We start from the raw sequence: 20,317 nt of genomic DNA on the forward strand, positions 1-20,317 counted from the left end.
ATCTGTCAAGGGCTCTGTCGGAAACGCGAGAAAGTTTCATGGGTATAGAAGGGCCCTTCTGGCGGGCGATCGCCGTCTTCCGCGTGGCCTCGCTCGCCTACGCCGTGGTCCTGCTGATCCAGCACGACGGGTACGCCGCCCCGCTGACCGGCTGGGCGATCATCGCCGTCATGGCGCTGTGGACGGCGGCCTCGATCTGGGCCTACTCCGTCCGCTCGCTGCACCGCTGGCCGTTGCTGGGCCTCGACCTGCTCGTCACGGTCGGCTGCCTGCTGGCCACGCCGTACGCGCAGGGGGACCAGCAGGCCGGGCCCGGCACCATGCCGATCCCGGCCACCTGGGTGGCCGCCCCGGTCCTGGCCTGGGCGGTGTACGGCGGGCGCCGCGCCGGCGCGGTGGCGGCGGCCGTCGTGGGCGCGGTCGACGTGTGGCTGCGCTGGCGGGTGCCCGGCGTGCCGCTCCTGGTCAACGGCGTGGTGCTGCTCTTCCTCGCCGGCGTCGTCGTCGGCCACGTCGCGCGGCTGGCCAAGGAGGCTGAGGCGCGGATGCAGCGCGCCGCCGAGATGGAGGCCGCCCAGCGCGAGCGCGACCGGCTGGCGCGCGGCATCCACGACTCGGTCCTCCAGGTGCTCGCCCTGGTGCAGCGGCGCGGGCTCGAACTTGGCGGCGAGGCGGCCGAGCTGGGCCGGCTGGCCGGTGAGCAGGAACGGGCGCTGCGCCGGCTCGTCGCGGTCCGCCCGCAGCCCACCGGCTCGGCCGACCTGCGCGACCTGCTGCTGCCCTACGCCTCGCCCGAGGTCACCGTCTCGACGCCGGCCACCCCGCTCGTGCTCGCGACCGGGGTGGCCGAGGAGGTCGCGGCGGCGGTGGGCGCGGCCCTGGACAACGTGCGCGACCACTGTGGCCCCGGGGCCAGGGCGTGGGTGTTCGCCGAGGAGGCCGAGGACGGCGTCGCGGTCACCGTCCGGGACGAGGGGCCCGGTATCGCCGCCGGCCGCCTGCCCGAGGCCCGCGCCCAGGGCCGGCTCGGCGTGGCCCAGTCGATCGTGGGCCGGGTGCGCGATCTCGGCGGCCGGGTGGACATCGTCTCCACGCCCGGCCAGGGCACCGAGATCGAGATCACCGTCCCGCGCTGACCCGCGTTCGACGGGGCTTCGTACCAGGAAGTCTTCAGGAAGTAGAGTTCGGCGCATGGTGCGCGTGATGGTGGTCGACGACCACCCGATGTGGCGCGACGGCGTGGCCCGTGACCTGTCCGAAGCCGGGTACGAGGTGGTCGCGGCGGTCGGCGAGGGCCGCCAGGCGGTGCGAGTGGCCGAGGCGGTCCGTCCCCAGGTGGTCGTGCTCGACCTGCAGTTGCCGGACCTGTCCGGCGCCGAGGTGGCCACCGCGCTGGCGGCGCTCGCCGACCCGCCCCGCATCCTGGTGCTGTCGGCCAGCGCCGAGCAGGAGGACGTCCTGCAGGTGGTCAAGGCGGGCGCGTCAGGCTATCTGGTCAAGTCCGCCGACCGCGGCGAGTTCCTGGAGGCGGTGCGCAGGACCGCCGAGGGCGACGCGGTCTTCACCCCCGGCCTGGCCGGGCTGGTGCTGGGGGAGTACCGCCGGCTGGCCGCCCAGCCCGCGCCCGCCGAGGGCCCGCGGCTGACCGACCGGGAGACCGAGGTGCTGCGCCTGGTCGCCAAGGGCCTGTCCTACAAGCAGATCGCCGACCGCCTCGTGCTGTCGCATCGCACGGTGCAGAACCACGTCCAGAACACCCTCAACAAGCTCCAACTGCACAACCGGGTCGAGCTGGTCAGATACGCGATCGAGCAAGGTCTGGACGAGGACTAGACTGGAGGGCTGTCTCCCGAGGAAAGGTCCTGCCATGACGATGTCCGCCCTGGGTGAGCCATGCGTTCTGCTCAAGCTGGGCGAGCTCGTCCTGAAAGGCAAGAACCGTGAGCTCTTCGAACGCCGGCTGGCCGCCAACATCCGCCACGCCCTGAAGGAGTTCGAGCTCAGGATCGAGGTCCGGGTCCGGCACGGCGTGATCGCCATCTTCCTGCCGGACGGCACCCCGGTCGAGACCGCCGACGCGATCGCCGCCCGGGTGGCCGACGTGCCCGGCACGATCTGGATCCACCGCGCCTGGCGGGTGGCGAAGGACCCGGACTCGGTGGTCAAGGCCGCGCTGGAGCTGGTGCGCGACCGCGAGGAGACCAAGCGGGGCGCCACCTTCCGGGTGCGTTCGCGCCGCCGCGACAAGCGCTTCCCGCTGACCTCGGCCGAGCTCGACCGCCTGGTCGGCGGCACCATCAACGACGAGTTCGGGCTTCCGGTCGACCTGCGCAACGCCGAGCTGACCGTCTCGGTGGAGGTCGATCGCGACGAGGTCTTCGTCTACACCGACGGCCTTCCCGGCCAGGGCGGCCTGCCGGTGGGCAGCAGCGGCCGGGCGCTGATCCTGATGTCCGGCGGCATCGACTCGCCGGTGGCGGCCTACCGGATGATGCGGCGCGGCCTGCACGTCGACTTCCTGCACTTCTCCGGCATCCCGTTCACCACCTCCGAGTCGATCTACAAGGCGTTCGCGCTGGTCAAGAAGCTCGACCGGTTCCAGGGCAAGTCGCGGCTGTGGGTCGTGCCGTTCGGCAAGGCCCAGCAGTCCATCCGCAACAGCGGCCAGGACCGGCTGGCCGTCATCGCCCAGCGGCGGCTCATGCTCAAGACCGCCGAGGAGGTGGCGCACCGGATCAAGGCCGAGGCGCTGATCACCGGCGACGCGCTCGGCCAGGTCTCCAGCCAGACGCTGGCCAACATCGCCGCCCAGGACCAGGCCGTGGACCTGCCGATCCTGCGCCCGCTGGTGGGCTGGGACAAGACCGAGATCATGGCCGAGGCCCGGCGCATCGGCACCCTGGAGATCTCCGAGCTGCCGGACGAGGACTGCTGCTCGCTGCTGGCGCCCAAGCGGGCCGAGACCCGGGCCAAGATCGAGGACCTCAAGGTGATCGAGAAGCGCCTCGACGCCGAGGAGCTCGCCGTGCAGCTCGCCGACTCCATCCAGGAGTACACGATCTGACTTTGGGCCTTGCAGACTCCACCCGGCCGCGCTAACTATTAGGAAACTTTCCTAAAGGAGTGGTCGGGTGAAGAGCATCCACGCGTTACTCACCGCCGCACTGCTGGCCGCCGCCGTCCTGACAGTGCTGCCGATGGCGGCGGCCAACGCCGCCGCCTGCGCCGCCGCCTGGAGCTCGTCCGCGGTCTACACCGGCGGCATGCAGGCCTCGCACAACGGGCGCAACTACAGCGCCAAGTGGTGGACCCAGGGCGAGACCCCGGGCTCCGCCGCCGTCTGGGCCGACCAGGGCGCCTGCTCAGGTGGCGGCGGAGGCGGCGGCACGACCTGCGATTACCCCGACTGGGCGGCGGGCACCACCTACGCCGTCGGCGCCATCGTGCGCTACACCGACGGCAACCACTACATCGCCGTCCACGAGAACCCGGGCTACGACCCGGTGATCAGCCACTGGTACTGGGACCCGTACACCTGCACCGGCAGCACCCCCTCGCCGACGCCCACCACCTCGAACCCGCCCAACCCCTCCGGATTCGTGGTCTCCGAGGCCCAGTTCCACCAGATGTTCCCGAGCCGGAACTCCTTCTACACCTACAGCGGCCTGGTCGCCGCCCTGTCGGCCTACCCGGCCTTCGCCAAGACCGGCAGCGACGTCGTGCGCAAGCAGGAGGCCGCCGCCTTCCTGGCCAACGTCAACCACGAGACCGGCGGGCTGGTCCACATCGTGGAGCAGAACACCGCCAACTACCCGCACTACTGCGACGCCACGCAGCCCTACGGCTGCCCGGCCGGCCAGGCCGCCTACTACGGCCGGGGCCCGATCCAGCTCAGCTGGAACTTCAACTACAAGGCCGCCGGCGACGCCCTCGGGCTGCCGCTGCTGACCAACCCGTGGCTGGTCCAGCAGGACGCCTCCGTGGCCTGGAAGACCGCCATCTGGTACTGGATGACCCAGAACGGTCCCGGCACCATGACCGCGCACGACGCCATGGTCAACGGCCGCGGCTTCGGCGAGACCATCCGCAGCATCAACGGCGCCCTGGAGTGCAACGGCGGCAACCCCGCCCAGGTGCAGTCCCGGGTCAACGCCTACCAGCGCTTCACCCAGATCCTCGGGGTCGCGCCGGGCGGCAACCTGACCTGCTGAGCCGCGATCGGGGCTCAGGCCTCGACCTTGAACGGGTCGTGCTCGGCCAGCAGCTTGTCGAGCCTGGCCTGGTCCACCCGGGTGGTGACCGCGGCCAGCTCCTGCTTGTCGCGCACCACCTTGGCCAGCATGAAGCTGGAGGTCACCAGGTAGAGCACCCCGACGGCCAGGAAGCCGCGGACCCAGGCGTCGGCCGGCAGGTAGGCGATGCCGAGCACGACCGCGCCGAAGGCCAGCGCGAAGGAGATGACGGCCTGCAGGTAGAAGGCCCCGGTGTGGGTGGGCTGGATGGGCTTCGTCGTCATGCCTCCAGTCCACCCCCTCCGGACAGCTCGCCACATGGGGCGAAATACTCAAGTTACCCATGAGTACGGCAAGCCGTACCCGCTCCTAGACGGCGAGCACGTCCCCCACCAGCGTGCGCCCGAGCGCCTGCGGCAGGGTGCGCAGCACCTGGGCCAGCTCCTCCAGGTCACCGTCCACCAGCGCCTGCGGCCCGTCGCACAACGCCTGGGCCGGGTTGGGGTGCACGTCGATGATCACCCCGTCCGCGCCGACCGCGATGGCAGCCCGGGTGAGCGGCAGCACGAGGTCGCGCCGGCCGCCGGAGTGCGAGGGGTCGACGATGACCGGCAGGTGAGACAGGCGCTGCGCGACCGGCACGGCCGAGACGTCCAGGGTGTTGCGGGTGGCGGTCTCGAAGGTGCGGATGCCCCGCTCGCACAGCACGATGTCCAGGTTGCCGCGCTGGGCGATGTACTCGGCGGCCATCAGCCACTCCTCGATGGTCGCGCTCATCCCGCGCTTGAGCATGACCGGCTTGCCCGCCTCGCCGACCGCCTGGAGCAGCGCGAAGTTCTGGGCGTTGCGGGTGCCGACCTGGAGCATGTCGGCGTAGGAGGCGACCAGCGCCACGTCGTGCGCGTCCACGACCTCGGTGACCACCGGCAGTCCGGTCTCCTCCCGCACCTCGGCGAGGATCTTCAGGCCCGCCTCGCCCAGCCCCTGGAAGGCGTAGGGAGAGGTGCGCGGCTTGAACGCCCCGCCGCGCAGCAGGGTCGCGCCGGCCGTCTGCGCCATCCGGGCGGCGTCGAGCGTCTGCTGGTGCGTCTCGACCGCGCACGGGCCGGCGATCAGCGTCACGCTGCCGGGCCCGATCGGCACCCCGCCGACGTGCACGGTGGAGCGGTCGGGGTGGTTGTCCCGGCTGACCAGCTTGTGCGGGGTGGTGATCCGCACGGCGTCGGCCACGCCGCGCATGCCGCGCAGGTTGACCGCGCCGAGCTGGGAGACGTCCCCCACCAGCCCGACGATGGTGCGCTGCACGCCCCGGCTGACGAACGCCTCCACGCCCGCCGCCTCCACGACCGCGACGACCGCTTCGACGTCGCCGCTCGTGGCGTCCTGCCCCATGACGATGACCATCTGAACTCCCTGGAAAAACGAGAAGGCCCCGGGTCCTGTACGGACCCGGGGCCTCTCGACGCCTGTGTGTGCTAGTGCACCACCACGTGGCGAGCGGTCCTCAAGGGTCCGTCGCCATACCAAAACAGGAAAGTGGTGTGCATAGGGCAGTCACTATAACGCAGCCCCGATGATGATCGCGAACCCCTCCGGTGGCAGGATGGCGAGGGTGAGTGAGTCCCGCCTGCCCCCGGGGCAGTACATCCCTCGTGGCCGCCCAGTGATCCACTACGGGCGGGTTCCGGAGTTCAGGGCGGAGCGGTGGGACTTCCGGGTCTTCGGCGCCACCGCCTCCGGACAGGAGCACTGCCTGACCTGGCCCGAGTTCGAGCGCCTGCCCCGCACCAGCGTGCTGGCCGACTTCCATTGCGTCACCAAGTTCTCGCTCATGGGCAACGAGTGGGGCGGGGTCAGCCCGGCCCAGATCATGGAGATGGCGCCGCCCGCGCCCGAGGTGCGGCACGTGATGATCTGGGCGGAGTACGGCTACAGCGCCAATCTGCGGCTGGCCGACTTCACCGGGGAGGGCACCCTGTTCGCCACCGAGTTCGAGGGCAAGCCGCTCTCGCCCGATCGGGGGTATCCGCTGCGCATCGTGGTGCCGCACCTGTACGCGTGGAAGAGCGTGAAATGGGTGCGGGCCGTGGAGTACCTGGCCGAGGATCGGCGGGGGTTCTGGGAGGAGCGCGGGTACCACAACATCGCCGACCCCTGGCGGGAGCAGCGTTACTCCTACCAGGAGGAACCAGGAGAAGGGCCGCCGGTGTAGGGAGCCGGGATGAACCTGGAGAAGGGCCGCCGGTGTAGGGAGTGGGGAGGAACCCGGGCGAAGCGGCCGGTGTAGAGACTCGGTGTTTTCGGGCGAACACGGTGGGTGATTGGTTACCGTGGCCCGCATGGCGACCATGGTGTGGGTGGCGCTGCCGGCGCTCACCTTCCTGGCCGGCCTGCTCGCCGCCCGGCGCAGGCCCTCCCCGCCGCCCGCCGGGTCCTGGCCGGGGGAGGCCGCCTTCGCGGTGCTGCACACCGCCGCGCTGGCCGGGCCGTACCTGCGGGGCGGGCTCACCCGCGACGGCGCGCGCAGGTCCGTGCGGCACGTGCGCCGGCTGCTCGGCGCCGACGCGGTCGCGCTGGTCTCGACCGAGGCGGTGCTGGCCACCGACGGCCCCTGCGGCGAGGACCTGCTGGAACGCGCCCGCCCGGCCATGCTCTCCGGCCGCCCGCACGTGAGCGGCGCCACGGTCGCCGTCCCGCTGAGCGTGGAGGGCACCGTGGTCGGCGCCCTGGCCGTCAGCGACGCCGAGGCCGGCGGGGCGCTGGTCCGCGCCGCGGTCGAGGTGGCCGGCTGGATCGGCGGCCAGCTCGAACTGGCCGAGCTCGACGCCTCCCGCCGCCGCGCCACCGAGGCCGAGATGCGGGCGCTGCGCGCGGAGATCTCCCCGCACTTCATCTACAACGCGCTGACCACGATCGCGTCCTTCGTCAGGACCGACCCGGTGCGCGCCCGCGACCTGCTGCTCGACTTCGCCGACTTCGCCCGCTACGCCCTGCGCCGCACCCGCGACTTCACCACCCTGGCCGACGAGCTGACCTGCGTCGACCGCTACCTGCTGCTGGAGCGCGCCCGCTTCGGCGACCGGCTGCGCTTCAGCGTGCAGGTCGCCCCCGAGGCGCTGCCGGTGCCGGTGCCCTTCCTGTGCCTGCAGCCCCTGGTGGAGAACGCCATCAAGCACGGCCTCGGCGAGAGCCTGGGCACCACTCGCGGCGGCTCGGTCCGGGTGGTCGTGCGCGACGCCGGTCCCGAGGCGCACATCAGCGTCGAGGACGACGGCGTGGGCATGGAGCCCGAGCGGGCCCGCCGCCTGCTCGACGGCCTGGCCGCCCAGGAGGGCGCCGACGGCCGAACCGGCATCGGGCTGGCCAACGTGGACGTACGTCTGCGCCAGATCTACGGCCCCGCCTACGGCCTCGCGGTCGAGACCGCGCCAGGTGCCGGAACCAAGATCAAGCTGCGCGTGCCCAAGACCCGGCATAGCTCTTTGTAGTCAATTCTTTACCCAGAGCAGGCGTGTCGCTTGTGACCTGGGTCTTCTTGCGGCAGGTTGGTAGCCATGCTGCGCGTGCTCGCCGTCGACGACGAGGTGCCGGCCCTCGAGGAACTCGCCTACCTCCTGCGCCGTGACCCGCGGGTGGAGCAGGTCGTCACCGCCTCCGACGGGGTCAGCGCCCTCCAGGACATGGTCCAGATGATCGGTGCGGGGGAGCGCCTCGACGCCGTCTTCCTCGACATCCGGATGCCCGGCATCGACGGGCTCGACCTGGCCCGGCTGGTCGGCGGCTTCCCCGACCCGCCCCGCCTGGTCTTCGTCACCGCGCACGACGACTGCGCGGTCCAGGCCTTCGAGTTGCGCGCGGTGGACTACCTGCTGAAACCGGTGCGCGCCGAGCGCCTGGCCGAGGCGGTCCGGCGGCTGGAGGAGGCCACCGTCCAGCACCAGGAGCAGGGGCCCGACGACGTCATCCCGGTCGAGCTCGGCGGGCGCATCCGCTTCGTCCCCCAGCAGGCCGTGCACTTCGCCGAGGCCAAGGGCGACTACGTGCGCCTGCACACCGTCGACGGCAGCTACCTGGTCCGCATGTCGCTGGCCGCGCTGGAGCGGCGCTGGGCCGACGCCGGCTTCATCCGCGTGCACCGCAGCACGCTGGTCTCGGCCCGGCACGTCAGCGAGCTCCGCTTCGAGCAGGGCCGGGTCCTGCTCCTGGTCGGCACCGAGACGCTCCCGGTCAGCCGCCGGCACACCCGCCAGGTGCGCGAGCAACTCGTGCACCAGTTCCGCGCCGGGCTGGCCACGTGAGCGGCCGCCGGGTCGCGGTCGAGCGCCGGCCGCCGGCCCTGACCTGCTGCTTCGCCGTACCCGATCCCGATCCGGTACGGCAGGCCGCGGCCACCGCCTTACGCCGCCGCCAGCTTCGCACCGGGCTGGCGACGACCGCCCTGGTCGCCGCGACGCTGGCCGCACTGCCTGCCCTGACGGCGGGCGCCACCGGCCCCTGGACCTGGCTGCTGGTGTCGGCCGGCGCCCACCTGGCCTGGATCGTGCTGGCCGTCGCCCAGGTGAGGCGGGCGGAACGCCTCGAACGATGACGGTCGCCACCTGGGCCGGGATCGGCTCCGTCCTCGTGCTCGCCCTGCTGCTCGGGGTGGTCAGGCCGCGGCGGCCCACCGGCGTCGAGCAGTTCTACCTCGCCGCCCGCGCCGTGCCCACCTGGCGCAACGGGGCCGCGATCAGCTCGGAGTCCACCTCGGCGGCGACCTGCCTGGGCGTGGCGGGACTGATCGCCACGCACGGGCCGCAGATGTTCTGGTACCCGATCGGCGCGGCGGCCGGTTTCGTGGTGCTGCTGGCCCTGGTGGTGGCTCCGTTGCGCCGCTCGGGCACCTTCACCGTGCCGGACTTCGCCCAGTGGCGGCTGGGCTCGCCCGCGCTCCGGCGGGTGACCACCTGCCTGGTGCTGGCGGTGGGCGTGGTTTACCTGGTCGCGCAGTTCCACGCCGCCGCGGTCATGGTGGGGCTGCTCATGGGGCTGCCGGCGTGGGGCGGGTGGGCGCTGGTGGCCGGGCCGGCTGTGGTGGTCGCGCTGGCCGGGGGCATGGGGAGCGTGACCCGGGTGCAGTCCGGGCAGTTCTGGCTCAAGTTCGTGCTGTTCGCCGGCTGTGCCGTGGTGTTGTGGTGCACCTGGTGGATCGCGCCGCGGCCGAGGCCGTACCGGTTCACCGGGTTCGTGGCGCCGGACGATCCCGCGCTGCCCGGGATCGTGACCATCCTGCTGGCCTGCGCGCTCGGCACGATGGGGCTGCCGCAGGTGGTGGCCCGCGTGTACACGGCCCCGCACGGGCGGGCGGCGCGGCGCTCCATCGTGGCGGCCCAGGTGCTGCTCGGCGGGTTCCTGCTGCTGCCGCCGCTCTACGGCATCCTCGGCCGGGCGCATGTGCCGCCCGAGGCGGCCGGAGCCGACGGGATCGTGTTGCTGCTGCCGTCCGTCATGGCGCCGGGGCCGGTCGGTGACGTCCTGACCGGACTGCTGGCCGCCGCGGCGTTCGCGGCCTTCCTGGCCACCTCCTGCGGCGTGCTGGCCGCGGTCGCCGGAGCGGTCTCCTCCTGCGTGGCCGCGCCCGGCGTGGGCTCCTTCCGCGCCGCGGTGGGCGGGGTGACGGTGCTGGCCCTGCTGGTCACCGCGGCCACCAGCCCGGGCAGTTCGGTGGTGCTCGTGCTGGTGGGCTTCAGCCTGTCGGCGGCCACCTTCTGCCCGCTGCTGGTGCTCGGGATCTGGTGGCGGCGGCTCACCGACGTGGGCGTCGCGGCGGGGTTCGTGGCCGGCGGCGGAGCCACCGTCCTGCTGGTCGGGGCCGGGGCGGTGGGCTTGAACGCGGGGCTCGCGACCGCCTGTCCCGTGGCCGTCGCGGTGCCGCTCTCGTTCGCGGTCATGGTCGTGATTTCCCTGGTCACGCCGGGTCGGGTGCCGGGCGACGCGGAGGTGTCGCTGGTTCGCATGCACCAGCCGGATGACCGCTCGTCGCTGCGGGGAGGCCGCTCGTCGCTTGGACACTCTCCGTATGTCGATGACTACAGACCGTTGGTCGAGCTGTGGGGAAAGCGGGTTTCGAGACCAAGATCGCGCCCGTAGGGTCTACGCATCGGTGAGAGCCACACCGTCGCAGCAGGGGGGGTACGGAGCCGCAAGGCTCTTCTTTCGAGGCCCTGTGCGTCGGATTCACGGTGACCGGCAGGTCACCACGGCTGTCGGACCCGCGACCGGGGGGTGGGGTCCGCCGGCCGCGCCGAGGGAGGGATGCCCGCCGGGCCGCGGAAGGAACCACGATCCGGCCAGACGGGGGCGGCCGGATCGTGTGCGCGGGCATCCCTCCCCAGCGGCGGACTCACCGGTGCTCGATCAGGCGGCGGGGGTCCCGTCGCGCAGCGACTTCAGCAGCGCGATGTCGTTGCGGTAGTCCTCGGCCTTGCCCGGCACCTCGATGCACAGCGAGACCCCGGCGGCCAGCGGGTGGCGCAGGAGCTCGGCGAACGGCTCCACCCCGATGTGCCCCTGGCCGATCTTCTCGTGCCGGTCCTTCTTGGAGCCGCAGACGTCCTTGGAGTCGTTGGCGTGGATCAGCTTGAGCCGCCCGGGAGCCACCTGGTGCAGGGCCTCCAGCGTCTCGCCGACCCCGCCGGGCGCGGCCAGGTCGTGCCCGGCGGCGAAGGCGTGGCAGGTGTCGAAGCAGACCCCGGCCTTCGGGTGCCAGTCGAGCGCCGCCAGGTAGGGCTCCAGGTCCTGGACGGTCGCGCAGAGCATCGCGCCCTGCCCGGCCATCGGCTCCAGCAGCAGGTCGGGCCCGTCCTCGGGGATCTCCTCCAGCAGCGGCAGCAGGTGCTCGTGCAACTGGCGCATCGCCTCCTCCCGCGTCTGGGTGACGGCCGAGCCGGTGTGCACGACCACCCCCTTCGCGCCGGTCTCGACGCCGCGCTGCAGCGTGTAGCGGGTCAGGGCGATGGAGCTGGCCAGCGTCTCGGGATTGGGCGAGCCGAAGTTGACCAGGTAGGGGATGTGGATGAAGCTCTCCACGCCCGACTCGGCGAGCTTGGCGTCCTCCTCCGGCTTGCCGGCGGTGAGCGCCCAGGCGCGCGGGTTGGTGACGAAGACCTGCATCATCTCGGCGCCGATGTCGGCCATGTAGGTCAGGCCGCCCGTCGCCAGGCCGCCGGCGACGGAGACATGCCCGCCGATCAGGGATTTCGAAGTCATGATGGCCTCAGTTTAGGCGGGCCGGGACCTGCTCAGCCGCCGGACTTGAACTCCGCGTAGTACTCCTTGAGCGGCTTGAGACCCGCCTCGGCGCGGCGCTTGTCCACCTCGGCCTCGTTCTCCAGGCCGATCTGGGGGCGGGGCGCGCCGTCGGGGCCCAGCTCGATCTGCGTGCCGTACACCTGGGGCTTGCGTTCGGCGACGCGCACGCGGTCGGTCAGGTAGGCCAGGTCGCCCTTGCTGGCGTCGCCCTGCTCGACGGCGGTCTTGAGCAGGGCCAGGGCCCGCTTCTGCACGTCGAGGCGCTGGTCGGCGTGCTGAGCGAGGGCCCAGGCGGCGCTGGAGCCGTCCTTGCCGACCAGCTTCCAGCCGGGCCAGCCGTACTGGTCGAGGATCTGCTCCAGGCGGGCGGTGTTCTCCTTCTCCACCCGGTCGAACTGCTCGGGCGAGGCGGTGTCGGTGCGTTGCTTCTGGTCCTTGTCCAGCAGCCTCAACAGCTCGGCGCGAAGCTGCGGGTTGCTGGGCGGGGGAAGTTCTTCCTCGCCGCCGCAGGCGGTCAGCGCCAGCAGCAGCGCGAGGAGGCAGAGGGGCAGAATGCGCATGCCTCATCCCACCCGGCGGACCGGGGCGAAGTCCACCCTTCGGCAATCTTGGAGCATGCCACGAAAGGCTCTGGTCAAGGGGCACGGCGTTTCGGAGTTCTCGATGCTGGACCGGGCAGGTCACCCCTGTGTGTACTGCTGGCATGCCGATCGAGCCGACCGACGCGGAGCTGCTGAGCTGCTGTTTCGCGCCGTCCTTCGCCCGGGCCGTGGCCGCCGGGAGCCCCTACCGCGACGCCGCGGAGCTGGGCGACGCCGCCGAGAAGGCCGCGCTCGCCCTGGAGTGGGACGAGGTGCTCCAGGCCCTGTCGGCCCACCCGCGCATCGGTGAGCGGCCGCAGGGGGAGGGCCGCGAGGCCGCCTGGTCGCGGGACGAGCAGTCCGGCGTGCAGGAGAGCACGCGCGCGGCGCTGGCCGAGGGCAACCGGGCCTACGAGGAGCGCTTCGGCCACGTCTACCTGGTCTGCGCCAGCGGGCTGAGCGGCGAGGAACTGCTGGCCCGGCTGCGCACGCGGCTGGCCAACGACGAGGAGCGCGAGCACGAGGTGGTCCGGGCGGAACTCGCCAGGATCGCCCGGCTGCGGGCGGAACGGCTGGCCGGATGAGCTTCTCCTCGCACGTGCTCAACGCGGCCACCGGCCGGCCCGCCGCCGGGGTGGCGGTCCGGCTCGAACACGAGGGCGCGGTGGTCGGCGAGGGCCGCACCGACGCCGACGGGCGGGTCTCGGGCTGGCAGCCGGGCGCGGGCGTGCACCGCGTGGTCTTCACCGACCTGCCGTTCACCTTCTACCCCGAGGTCGCGATCACCTTCGTCATCGACGACCCGGCCGGGCACTACCACATCCCCCTGCTGCTGAGCCCGTTCGCCTACTCGACCTACAGAGGGAGCTAGCGTGAGGTTAATCCTCGGTCCCAACCGGTACGGCAAGGCCGAGACCCGGCTGGTGCGGGTGACCAGGGACGGCTCCCTGCATCACCTGAAGGACCTCAACGTCAGCACCTCCCTCGCCGGGGAGATGACCGAGGTCCACCTGACCGGCGACAACGCCGCCGTGCTGCCGACCGACACGCAGAAGAACACCGTCTACGCCTTCGCCAAACGGCACGGCGTGGGGCAGATCGAGGAGTTCGCGCTCCTGCTGGCCCGGCACTTCACCGAAGGCCGGCCGACGATCCACCACGCCCGCGTCGCCGTCGAGGAGTACGCCTGGCAACGCCGCGGCGAGCACTCCTTCGTGCGCGCCGGCACGGAGGTACGCACCTGCGTGGTTCACCACGACCGCGACGGCCGCACCAGCGTGGTCTCCGGGCTGAAGGACCTGGTGGTGCTCAACTCCACCGGCTCGGAGTTCCACGGCTACCTGGTCGACGAGTACACCACGCTCGCGCCGACCACCGACCGGATCCTGGCCACGGCGGTCACCGCGCAGTGGCGGCACGCCTCCGCCGAGCCGGCCGACTACGCCAAGTCCTACGAGGCGGTCCGCGAGTGCCTGCTGGAGGCCTTCGCCGGGACGCACAGCCGCTCGCTGCAGCAGACGCTCTACGCCATGGGCGCGCGGGTGCTGGAGAGCCGGCCGGAGGTCTGCGAGATCAGGTTCCAGATGCCGAACAAGCACCACTTCGCCGTCGATCTCGCCCCGTTCGGCCTCGACAACGACAACGAGGTGTTCTACGCCGCGGACCGGCCCTACGGGCTGATCGAGGGCGCGGTGCTGCGCGAGGACGCCCCTGACGCCGCTTTCGCCTGGGAGTGAACCCTATGGACTTCCTTCGCCCCACCACCTGGGCCGAGGCCCTGACCGCCAAGGCCGAGCGGCCTGACGCGCTGCCGCTGCAGGGCGGCACGGACGTGATGGTGGAGCTCAACTTCGACGTGCGCCGGCCGGCGGCGCTGCTCGACCTGACCGGGGTGGCCGAGCTGGCCGCCTGGGAGCTGGTCGAGGGCGCCTACCGGATCGGGGCCGGCGTGCCGTACGCGCGGATCATCGACGAGCTCGGCGGCGAGCTGCCGGGCCTGGCCCAGGCGGCACGGACGGTCGGCTCCCCGCAGATCCGCAACCGCGGGACGGTCGGCGGCAACCTGGGGGCGGCCTCGCCCGCCGGGGACAGCCACCCGCCGCTGCTGGCGGCCGGCGCGACGGTCGAGGTGGCCTCCGCCGCCGGGACCCGGATGATCCCGGCGAGCGAGTTCTACCTCGGGGTCAAACGCAGCGCGCTGCGGCCCGACGAGCTCATCCGCGCGGTGTGGATCCGCCCGGCGGCCGGCCCGCAGTACTTCTCCAAGGTCGGCACCCGCAACGCGATGGTCATCGCGGTCTGCTCCTTCGCCCTGGCCCTGCACCCGGCGGAGCGCCGGGTGGGCACCGGGATCGGCTCGGCGGCGCCGACGCCGCGGCGGGCGCTGGAGGCGGAGGAGTTCCTGGCCGCCGAGCTCGACTGGGAGGCCAGGCTCGACCCCGGCGTGCTGCGCCGCTTCGGCGAGCTGGCCGCCGCGGCCGCCTCGCCGATCGACGACGTGCGCGGCACCGCCGGCTACCGCACGCACGCGCTGGCGGTGCTGGCCAGGCGGACGCTGACCTGGGCCTGGAACGACTACCGGAAGGCACGAGCGGCATGAGAGTGAACTTCACGGTCAACGGCCGTCCCGAGGCGGTCGACGACGTCTGGGCGGGGGAGAGCCTGCTGTTCGTGCTGCGCGAGCGGGTCGGGCTGCCCGGCTCCAAGAACGCCTGCGAGCAGGGCGAGTGCGGCTCGTGCACGGTCTACCTGGACGGCACGCCGGTGTGCGCCTGCCTGGTCGCCGCGGGGCAGGTCGAGGGCCGCGAGGTCCGCACGGTCGAGGGCCTGGCCGGGCCCGAGCGGCTCGACCCGGTGCAGGAGGCGTTCGTGGAGTGCGGGGCCGTCCAGTGCGGCTTCTGCACGCCCGGCCTGGTGGTGCAGGCGCACGACCTGCTGGCCCGGGTGCCCGAGCCGTCCGACGCGGAGATCCGCGAGGCGCTGGCGGGCAACCTGTGCCGGTGCACCGGCTACGAGAAGATCCTCGACGCGGTACGGCTGGCCGCCCGGCGGAAGGCCGCTCTGTGACCACGCAGGTGATCATCGAGAACGTCCACATCGCGCCGGTCGCCGGCCCCGAGATCGAGCGCGGCTACCTCCGCATCGAGGGCGACCGGATCGCCGCGCTCGGCCCCATGTCCGAGCTGGCCGCGGACGGGAGCGCCACCCGGATCGACGGGCGGATCGACGGGCGCGGCTGCCTGGCCACGCCCGGCCTGGTCAACACCCACCACCACCTCTACCAGTGGGCCACCCAGGGCCTGGCCCAGGACGCCACCCTCTTCGAGTGGCTGAGCGCGCTCTACCAGGTGTGGGCGGCCATGGACGCGGAGGTCGTGCACGGCGCGGCCCGGGCCGCGCTCGGCTGGCTGGCGTTGTCCGGCTGCACGCTGACCAGCGACCACCACTACCTGTTCCCCAAGGGCCGGGGCGAGCTGTTCGCCGCCGAGGTCGAGGCGGCCCGCGAGCTCGGCCTGCGCTTCCACCCGGCCCGCGGCTCCATGGACCGCGGCCGGTCCAAGGGCGGCCTGCCGCCGGACATCGTGGTCGAGACCATGGACGAGGCCCTCGCCGCCACCCAGGAGGCGATCGACGCCTACCACGACCCGTCCTTCTCCTCGATGCTGCGCGTGGCGGTCGGGCCCTGCTCGCCGTTCACCGTCAGCCGCGAGTTGATGACCGAGGCCGCCGCCCTGGCCAGGGCCGCCGGGGTGCGGCTGCACACCCACCTGGCCGAGACGGTGGACGAGGACGAGCACTGCCTGAAGCAGTTCGGGCTGCGGCCGGTGGACTACATGGCCGAGCTCGGCTGGCTCGGCCCGGACGTGTGGTTCGCGCACAGCGTGCACCTCAGCGACGAGGACATCGCCCGCTTCGCCGCCACCGGCACCGGCTCGGCGCACTGCCCCTCCTCCAACGGCCGGCTCGGCGCGGGCATCGCCCGGGTGGCGGAGATGCTGCGGCAGGGCGCGAACGTCGGCCTGGGCGTGGACGGCAGCGCCTCCTCCGAGCTGACCCCGCTGGCCGGGGAGATGCGCCAGGCGCTGCTGATGCAGCGGGCGCGGTACGGGCCCGCCGCGCTGAGCGCGCGCCAGGCGCTCGAACTCGGCACCCTGGGCGGGGCGCGCAACCTCGGCCGCCAGGACGAGCTCGGCACCCTGGAGCCCGGCAAGCTGGCCGACATCGCGCTGTGGCGGGTGGACGGGCCGTTCACCTCGGCGGTGGCCGACCCGGTCTGCGCCCTGGTCTTCGGCCCGCAGCCACCGCTGGCCCGCCTGCTGGTCGGCGGGCGCACGGTGGTCGAGGACGGCGAGCTGCGCACCGCGTCCCAGGACGAGGTGGGGCGCGCCGGGGTGGCCGCCCGCGACCGGCTGCTCGCCCGGGCCCGGGAGCAGGGCTTCACCGTGCGCACGGAGGTCCATGGCTGAGCCGCCGCGGACTCAGCGGGCGGCGGCGTGGGCCAGCGCCGACGGCGTCCGGCAGCCGACGATGGCCGGCGCCTCCCGCACCAGCGAGTCGTCGGTGGCCGCGGCCACCATGAACAGCGCGAAGTCCACCCGGCGGGTCAGGTTGCTGGCCAGGACCGGGTCGCCGATGTGCCGGCTCCACACCGGCAGCCCCTGGCTCTCGCCCTCCTCCAGGTCGCTGCCGCGCACCACGGTCCAGCGGCGGTCGCTGGCGAAGATCCGCCGGCAGGCCTCCACCTGGTCGTCGATCTCGGCCAGCCGGATGCCGCGCGCCAGCCAGGTGAACAGCTTGACGAAGGCGCGGAAGCGCCGGGTGTAGACGTCGAGGCCGTCGCGGGTGATGTGCCAGCCGCAGGAGAAGATCAGCCGGGCGTCCGGCTCGGCGTGGTCGAGCACGGCCTGGGCGGTGCCGCTGGAGTACCGCTTGACGCCCCACGGCACGAGCACGGTGAGGACGGCGTCGCAGCCGGCCACCGCCCGGGCGATGACCTCGCGCGAGTCGGTCGGCCCCGGCACGACGGTGATGCGCCCGGCGAAGCGGTCGAGCTTGGGCACGCTCTTCTCCCGGCAGACCCCGACCACCTCGTAGCCCCGCGCCAGGCAGTGCTCGATCATGTAGCGCCCCAGCTTGCCCGAGGCTCCGACGATGCAGACCTTCATGCGATTCCCCCGATGACGACTTTGCCGCGGGCCCGGCGGCTCTCCACGTGCCGCAGTGCTTCCCGGACCTCGGCGAACGGATAGGTGCGGTCGAGCACGGGCCGGACGCGGCCCGCCTCGACGAGGGCGGCCAGCCGGCGCAGGCTCTCGCCGGACGGCTGCCAGGAGACGCTGGTGAGCCGCTGGCCGACCAGGCGGTCGAGCACGGCGGCGCGGGCGAACTGGCCGAGCGGTCCGAGCACCCGACCGCCGCCGGCCATCCCGCCGACCAGGGCGAGCGTGCCGCGCGGGGCGAGCACGCGGCGCATCCGCCGCAGCGGCTGGTTGCCGATCAGGTCGATCAGCAGGTCGTAGCGCTCACCCAGGCGGGTGAAGTCCTCGCGGGTGTAGTCCACGACCTGCTCGGCGCCGAGCGAGCGGACCAGCGCGGCGTTGCGCGTGCTGCACACCGCGGTGACCTGCGCGCCGAAGGCCCGGGCGAGCTGCACCGCGAAGGTGCCGATGCCGCCCGCCGCGCCGTTGACCAGGACCCGCTGCCCGGCGCGCAGCCCCTGCAGCGCGGCCAGCGCGGTCAGGCCGGCCATCGGCATGGCCGCGGCCTCCTCGAAGGAGAGCGCGGCGGGCTTGTGCGCCAGCACGCTGTCCGGGACGCGGGCGTACTCGGCGAAGGCCCCAAGCTTCACCACGCCGAAGACCTCGTCGCCCGGCTGGAAGGCGGTGACCCCGGCGCCGGTCCGCTCGACCACGCCGGCCAGGTCGGCGCCGAGGATCGAGCCCGGCTTGGGCCGCCGCAGGCCGGCGACGCCGCGGACGATCATCGGGTCGGCGCGGACGTGCCGCCAGTCGTAGGGGTTGACCGAGGCGGCGTGCACCCGCACGAGCACCTCGCCGGGGCCGGGCTCGGGCGCCGGGACGTCCTGGAGCTCCACCACGTCGGGCGAGCCGTAGCGATCCCAGACCCAGCCCTTCATACGCGTCGTACTCTGTAAGGTTCCCATACCTCGTAAGGCTGCCATACGCCGTAAGGAAGTCAAGGGGTGGTGCTGAGAGAGTTCTCAGGCGAGCCGGCGCCGCTCCAGCCCGTCGAGCAGCAGATCGAGCCCGAACTCGAACTCCGCCTGGTCGTCGCACCAGCTCAGCGTGGTGTCCGGGTCGTCGTGCGCGATAGCCGCGAGCATGCCCGCCAGGTTCTGGTAGCGCTGTCCCATCTGCGCCATCAGTTCCTCGTCGGTGTCGCCCGGCTCGTCCGGCTCGAACAGCTCCTGGGCGAAACCCATCGCCCGGCTGCCCAGCGCGTGCAGCGCGTGGTGCGCCAGATCCCAGGAGAACCCGCCCGCTCGCAGGATGCCGAGCACGCCGTCGAAGTAGGCGATGGTCGGCTCGGCGATCGCGGTACGGGTCTGGATCACCGCGGGCGCCCAGCGGTGCTTCAGCAGCACCTGGCGCGCGGCCAGGATCCGCTCCCGCAGCGCCCCCCGCCAGTCGGCCGCCGGATCGGGCCCCTCGACGGCGCCGGCCGCCTCCAGGATCTCGCCGACGACCACCTCGACGATGCCGTCGAGGATCGCCTCCTTGTTGGCCACGTGGTGGTAGAGCGACATCGGCTCGACGCCGAGCTCCTGCGCCAGCCGCCGCATGGTCAGCGACTCGACCCCCGCCGCGTCGGCCAGCGCGACCGCCGTCCGCAGCACGCGCCGCCTGCTCAGTGGGATGCGCGGCCGCTCGTCAGTCTCGTCCTCGATCCACATCTACCGCGCCAACTCCTTCTCCAGCGGGGTGCGGAAGCGCGGGGTGACCTTCGCGCCGCCGAGCCACTCGCCCAGGGCCGCCGCCTCGCGCCCGATCGCCGCCTCCGCCTCGCCGCCCACGTCCTCCAGCAGCCGCCAGCCGATCTCGCCGTCCGGCCGGCTCGCCCAGCCACCGACGATACGCCCGTTCCACCAGACCGTCGGGCCGATGTTCCCGCTGCGGTCGAACAGCGGGGCCCTGTGCTCCTCCGGCAGGTAGAAGCCGCGCTGCCGCCAGCCCATCGGCGCCGGGTCGAGCGCCGGCAACAGCGCCGCCCACGGCTCGGGCTCGGCGACCGGCTCCACGTCCTCGGGCAGCACGTACCCCGTGCCCTCCGCCAGCTCCACCGCCACCGCGCCGGCCGCGGCCAGCGCCTTGCGGGTGTCGCCGGCCGTCCAGCCGGTCCACCACTTCACGTCCGCCTCGGTGCCCGGGCCGAAGGCGGCCAGCCACCGGCGCACCAGCTCGGCCTGCGCGGCCCTCGGGTCCAGCTCGGGGACGGCGGGCGCGGGCGCCCAGTTGTGCTGCCCGCTGATCCAGGTGCCCGAGGTACGGCTCCGCCGTACGATCCGGTGCTCCATGCCCAGCAGCGTGATCAGCCGCGAGGCGATGGCCTGGCGGGCTTCGTACGGCTTGCCGGGGAAGAAGACGAGCTGCTCGCGCAGCCGCGGCTCCAGCACCCCCAGCCGGTTGACGCTGATCTCGCCGTGCTCCTCGACCAGCTTCACCACCGACGCCTCGACGTCGGCGAGCTCGGCCTCGCTCCACGTCAGCCCGCCCTCGGCCAGGTGCTTGAGCAACTGCTTGCGCTCGCGCGCCGCGATCGCCGCGGTCGAGGAGACGTGCACGACCGGCGCCAGCTCGGCCGGCACGACGAACACCGTGCGCCGCATGCCGTGCAGCCGCACCAGCGACCCGTCGTAGAGCTCGCGCTCCAGCCGCTCCAGGGCCGGCGCGGTGACGCGCGCCCCCGCCGACAGGTAGACGGTCGCCGGATCGGTGGCGTGCAACGCCACGACCGCCTCGGCCGCCGCGGCCACGGAGTCCACCCGGGCGGCCAGCGCGTGCCGGACCCCGAGCCGGGCGCGGCGCTCGGCCGCGTTGATGGTGCGTGCCTGGTTCACAAGCCCGATTGGACCATGGCACAACTCCCGGCGGCGAACCGGCGGCGCGCTTCGGAGCTCCCGCCGCTGGCCCCGGCGGGGCCGGTCCGGGTCTACTGGGGCCCGGGTGTGATGATGGGCACGCCTTCCCGCCCGCT

23 protein-coding genes are annotated in these 20,317 nt (G+C 73.0%); 15 read left to right on the forward strand and 8 right to left on the reverse strand.

Annotated elements, in window-relative coordinates; translation table 11 throughout:
- The first annotated feature begins 38 nt into the window (after positions 1–38).
- From AB0I67_RS17375 to AB0I67_RS17390, 4 genes are all read left to right on the forward strand, one after another.
- Positions 39–1,136 carry a DUF5931 domain-containing protein gene (locus AB0I67_RS17375; RefSeq protein ID WP_357924169.1) on the forward strand — a complete coding sequence of 366 codons (1,098 nt, stop codon included), beginning with the start codon at positions 39–41 and terminating at the stop codon, positions 1,134–1,136.
- 55 nt (positions 1,137–1,191) lie between these two features.
- Positions 1,192–1,833, forward strand: coding sequence for a response regulator transcription factor (locus tag AB0I67_RS17380; RefSeq protein WP_357924171.1), 642 nt, complete (start codon positions 1,192–1,194; stop codon positions 1,831–1,833).
- Between the two features lie 34 nt (positions 1,834–1,867).
- Positions 1,868–3,064, forward strand: a complete 1,197-nt coding sequence (thiI, locus tag AB0I67_RS17385) for a tRNA uracil 4-sulfurtransferase ThiI (protein ID WP_357924173.1) — start codon at positions 1,868–1,870, stop codon at positions 3,062–3,064.
- Positions 3,065–3,131: 67 nt separating this feature from the next.
- A complete protein-coding gene (locus AB0I67_RS17390; protein ID WP_357924175.1) occupies positions 3,132–4,211 on the forward strand; it encodes a glycoside hydrolase family 19 protein in 1,080 nt (359 codons plus the stop codon).
- Between the two features lie 14 nt (positions 4,212–4,225).
- Here AB0I67_RS17390 and AB0I67_RS17395 read toward each other — a convergent pair whose 3' ends face one another.
- Positions 4,226–4,516 (reverse strand): YiaA/YiaB family inner membrane protein, encoded by a 291-nt coding sequence (locus tag AB0I67_RS17395; protein ID WP_357924177.1) that lies wholly within the window; start codon positions 4,514–4,516, stop codon positions 4,226–4,228.
- A gap of 85 nt (positions 4,517–4,601) precedes the next feature.
- Positions 4,602–5,636: a 3-deoxy-7-phosphoheptulonate synthase gene (aroF, locus tag AB0I67_RS17400; RefSeq protein ID WP_357924179.1), complete on the reverse strand. Its 1,035-nt coding sequence runs from the start codon at positions 5,634–5,636 to the stop codon at positions 4,602–4,604.
- 199 nt (positions 5,637–5,835) lie between these two features.
- Between aroF and AB0I67_RS17405 the strand changes: the two genes are divergently transcribed.
- The 5 genes from AB0I67_RS17405 (at position 5,836) to AB0I67_RS17425 (ending at position 10,361) form a co-directional block, all read left to right on the forward strand.
- Entirely contained in the window at positions 5,836–6,444 is a 609-nt protein-coding gene (locus AB0I67_RS17405) for a sulfite oxidase-like oxidoreductase (RefSeq protein ID WP_357924181.1), read from the forward strand.
- 127 nt (positions 6,445–6,571) lie between these two features.
- Positions 6,572–7,720, forward strand: a complete 1,149-nt coding sequence (locus tag AB0I67_RS17410; protein WP_357924183.1) for a histidine kinase — start codon at positions 6,572–6,574, stop codon at positions 7,718–7,720.
- 66 nt (positions 7,721–7,786) lie between these two features.
- Entirely contained in the window at positions 7,787–8,530 is a 744-nt protein-coding gene (locus AB0I67_RS17415; RefSeq protein ID WP_357924184.1) for a LytTR family DNA-binding domain-containing protein, read from the forward strand.
- Entirely contained in the window at positions 8,527–8,820 is a 294-nt protein-coding gene (locus tag AB0I67_RS17420; RefSeq protein WP_357924186.1) for a hypothetical protein, read from the forward strand. Before AB0I67_RS17415 ends, AB0I67_RS17420 begins: the two co-directional genes overlap by 4 nt.
- Positions 8,817–10,361 carry a cation acetate symporter gene (locus AB0I67_RS17425; RefSeq protein WP_357924188.1) on the forward strand — a complete coding sequence of 515 codons (1,545 nt, stop codon included), beginning with the start codon at positions 8,817–8,819 and terminating at the stop codon, positions 10,359–10,361. The genes AB0I67_RS17420 and AB0I67_RS17425 overlap by 4 nt, the downstream gene beginning before the upstream one ends.
- A 267-nt stretch (positions 10,362–10,628) precedes the next feature.
- Here the strand turns inward: AB0I67_RS17425 and AB0I67_RS17430 are convergent, their stop codons facing one another.
- Both AB0I67_RS17430 and AB0I67_RS17435 read right to left on the reverse strand, forming a co-directional pair.
- A complete protein-coding gene (locus AB0I67_RS17430) occupies positions 10,629–11,480 on the reverse strand; it encodes a deoxyribonuclease IV (protein ID WP_357924189.1) in 852 nt (283 codons plus the stop codon).
- 32 nt (positions 11,481–11,512) lie between these two features.
- The gene (locus AB0I67_RS17435) at positions 11,513–12,082 is read right to left on the reverse strand and encodes a DUF6624 domain-containing protein (RefSeq protein ID WP_357924191.1); all 570 of its coding nucleotides are present in this window, start codon (positions 12,080–12,082) and stop codon (positions 11,513–11,515) included.
- 143 nt (positions 12,083–12,225) lie between these two features.
- Here AB0I67_RS17435 and uraD point away from each other — a divergent pair, with 143 nt between their 5' ends.
- From uraD to AB0I67_RS17465, 6 genes are read left to right on the forward strand one after another with little or no spacing between them, the layout of a single operon-like run.
- A complete protein-coding gene (uraD, locus tag AB0I67_RS17440) occupies positions 12,226–12,687 on the forward strand; it encodes a 2-oxo-4-hydroxy-4-carboxy-5-ureidoimidazoline decarboxylase (protein WP_357924193.1) in 462 nt (153 codons plus the stop codon).
- The gene (locus tag AB0I67_RS17445; RefSeq protein WP_357924195.1) at positions 12,684–12,974 is read left to right on the forward strand and encodes a hydroxyisourate hydrolase; all 291 of its coding nucleotides are present in this window, start codon (positions 12,684–12,686) and stop codon (positions 12,972–12,974) included. Before uraD ends, AB0I67_RS17445 begins: the two co-directional genes overlap by 4 nt.
- A 1-nt stretch (position 12,975) precedes the next feature.
- Positions 12,976–13,839 carry a factor-independent urate hydroxylase gene (gene pucL / locus AB0I67_RS17450; protein ID WP_357924197.1) on the forward strand — a complete coding sequence of 288 codons (864 nt, stop codon included), beginning with the start codon at positions 12,976–12,978 and terminating at the stop codon, positions 13,837–13,839.
- Between the two features lie 5 nt (positions 13,840–13,844).
- A complete protein-coding gene (locus AB0I67_RS17455) occupies positions 13,845–14,702 on the forward strand; it encodes an FAD binding domain-containing protein (RefSeq protein ID WP_357924199.1) in 858 nt (285 codons plus the stop codon).
- A complete protein-coding gene (locus AB0I67_RS17460) occupies positions 14,699–15,169 on the forward strand; it encodes a (2Fe-2S)-binding protein (protein WP_357924201.1) in 471 nt (156 codons plus the stop codon). Before AB0I67_RS17455 ends, AB0I67_RS17460 begins: the two co-directional genes overlap by 4 nt.
- Complete coding sequence (locus AB0I67_RS17465; protein WP_357924203.1) at positions 15,166–16,569, forward strand: 8-oxoguanine deaminase; 1,404 nt, start codon at positions 15,166–15,168, stop codon at positions 16,567–16,569. The genes AB0I67_RS17460 and AB0I67_RS17465 overlap by 4 nt, the downstream gene beginning before the upstream one ends.
- Positions 16,570–16,581: 12 nt before the next feature.
- Here AB0I67_RS17465 and AB0I67_RS17470 read toward each other — a convergent pair whose 3' ends face one another.
- From AB0I67_RS17470 to AB0I67_RS17485, 4 genes are all read right to left on the reverse strand, one after another.
- Positions 16,582–17,268, reverse strand: coding sequence for an NAD(P)H-binding protein (locus tag AB0I67_RS17470; protein ID WP_357924205.1), 687 nt, complete (start codon positions 17,266–17,268; stop codon positions 16,582–16,584).
- Positions 17,265–18,239 (reverse strand): NAD(P)-dependent alcohol dehydrogenase, encoded by a 975-nt coding sequence (locus AB0I67_RS17475; RefSeq protein WP_357924206.1) that lies wholly within the window; start codon positions 18,237–18,239, stop codon positions 17,265–17,267. Before AB0I67_RS17475 ends, AB0I67_RS17470 begins: the two co-directional genes overlap by 4 nt.
- Before the next feature lie 84 nt (positions 18,240–18,323).
- Positions 18,324–19,016, reverse strand: a complete 693-nt coding sequence (locus tag AB0I67_RS17480) for a TetR/AcrR family transcriptional regulator C-terminal domain-containing protein (RefSeq protein ID WP_357924208.1) — start codon at positions 19,014–19,016, stop codon at positions 18,324–18,326.
- Positions 19,017–20,180, reverse strand: a complete 1,164-nt coding sequence (locus tag AB0I67_RS17485; protein WP_357924210.1) for a winged helix DNA-binding domain-containing protein — start codon at positions 20,178–20,180, stop codon at positions 19,017–19,019.
- Between the last annotated feature and the right edge of the window lie 137 nt (positions 20,181–20,317).

The sequence above is a fragment of the Nonomuraea sp. NPDC050310 genome, assembly GCF_040655795.1.
GTDB lineage: Bacteria > Actinomycetota > Actinomycetes > Streptosporangiales > Streptosporangiaceae > Nonomuraea.

Bases quoted from the DNA above. Each gene is read 5' to 3' on its own strand.
- AB0I67_RS17405 (WP_357924181.1), top strand. From the start codon at position 5,836: ATGGCGAGGGTGAGTGAGTCCCGCCTGCCCCCGGGGCAGTACATCCCT.
- AB0I67_RS17445 (WP_357924195.1), top strand. From the start codon at position 12,684: ATGAGCTTCTCCTCGCACGTGCTCAACGCGGCCACCGGCCGGCCCGCC.
- AB0I67_RS17375 (WP_357924169.1), top strand. From the start codon at position 39: ATGGGTATAGAAGGGCCCTTCTGGCGGGCGATCGCCGTCTTCCGCGTG.
- AB0I67_RS17470 (WP_357924205.1), bottom strand. From the start codon at position 17,268: ATGAAGGTCTGCATCGTCGGAGCCTCGGGCAAGCTGGGGCGCTACATG.
- thiI (WP_357924173.1), top strand. From the start codon at position 1,868: ATGACGATGTCCGCCCTGGGTGAGCCATGCGTTCTGCTCAAGCTGGGC.
- AB0I67_RS17425 (WP_357924188.1), top strand. From the start codon at position 8,817: ATGACGGTCGCCACCTGGGCCGGGATCGGCTCCGTCCTCGTGCTCGCC.
- AB0I67_RS17460 (WP_357924201.1), top strand. From the start codon at position 14,699: ATGAGAGTGAACTTCACGGTCAACGGCCGTCCCGAGGCGGTCGACGAC.
- AB0I67_RS17475 (WP_357924206.1), bottom strand. From the start codon at position 18,239: ATGAAGGGCTGGGTCTGGGATCGCTACGGCTCGCCCGACGTGGTGGAG.
- AB0I67_RS17410 (WP_357924183.1), top strand. From the start codon at position 6,572: ATGGCGACCATGGTGTGGGTGGCGCTGCCGGCGCTCACCTTCCTGGCC.
- AB0I67_RS17480 (WP_357924208.1), bottom strand. From the start codon at position 19,016: ATGTGGATCGAGGACGAGACTGACGAGCGGCCGCGCATCCCACTGAGC.
- aroF (WP_357924179.1), bottom strand. From the start codon at position 5,636: ATGGTCATCGTCATGGGGCAGGACGCCACGAGCGGCGACGTCGAAGCG.
- AB0I67_RS17380 (WP_357924171.1), top strand. From the start codon at position 1,192: ATGGTGCGCGTGATGGTGGTCGACGACCACCCGATGTGGCGCGACGGC.
- AB0I67_RS17435 (WP_357924191.1), bottom strand. From the start codon at position 12,082: ATGCGCATTCTGCCCCTCTGCCTCCTCGCGCTGCTGCTGGCGCTGACC.
- uraD (WP_357924193.1), top strand. From the start codon at position 12,226: ATGCCGATCGAGCCGACCGACGCGGAGCTGCTGAGCTGCTGTTTCGCG.
- AB0I67_RS17455 (WP_357924199.1), top strand. From the start codon at position 13,845: ATGGACTTCCTTCGCCCCACCACCTGGGCCGAGGCCCTGACCGCCAAG.
- AB0I67_RS17415 (WP_357924184.1), top strand. From the start codon at position 7,787: ATGCTGCGCGTGCTCGCCGTCGACGACGAGGTGCCGGCCCTCGAGGAA.
- AB0I67_RS17430 (WP_357924189.1), bottom strand. From the start codon at position 11,480: ATGACTTCGAAATCCCTGATCGGCGGGCATGTCTCCGTCGCCGGCGGC.
- AB0I67_RS17395 (WP_357924177.1), bottom strand. From the start codon at position 4,516: ATGACGACGAAGCCCATCCAGCCCACCCACACCGGGGCCTTCTACCTG.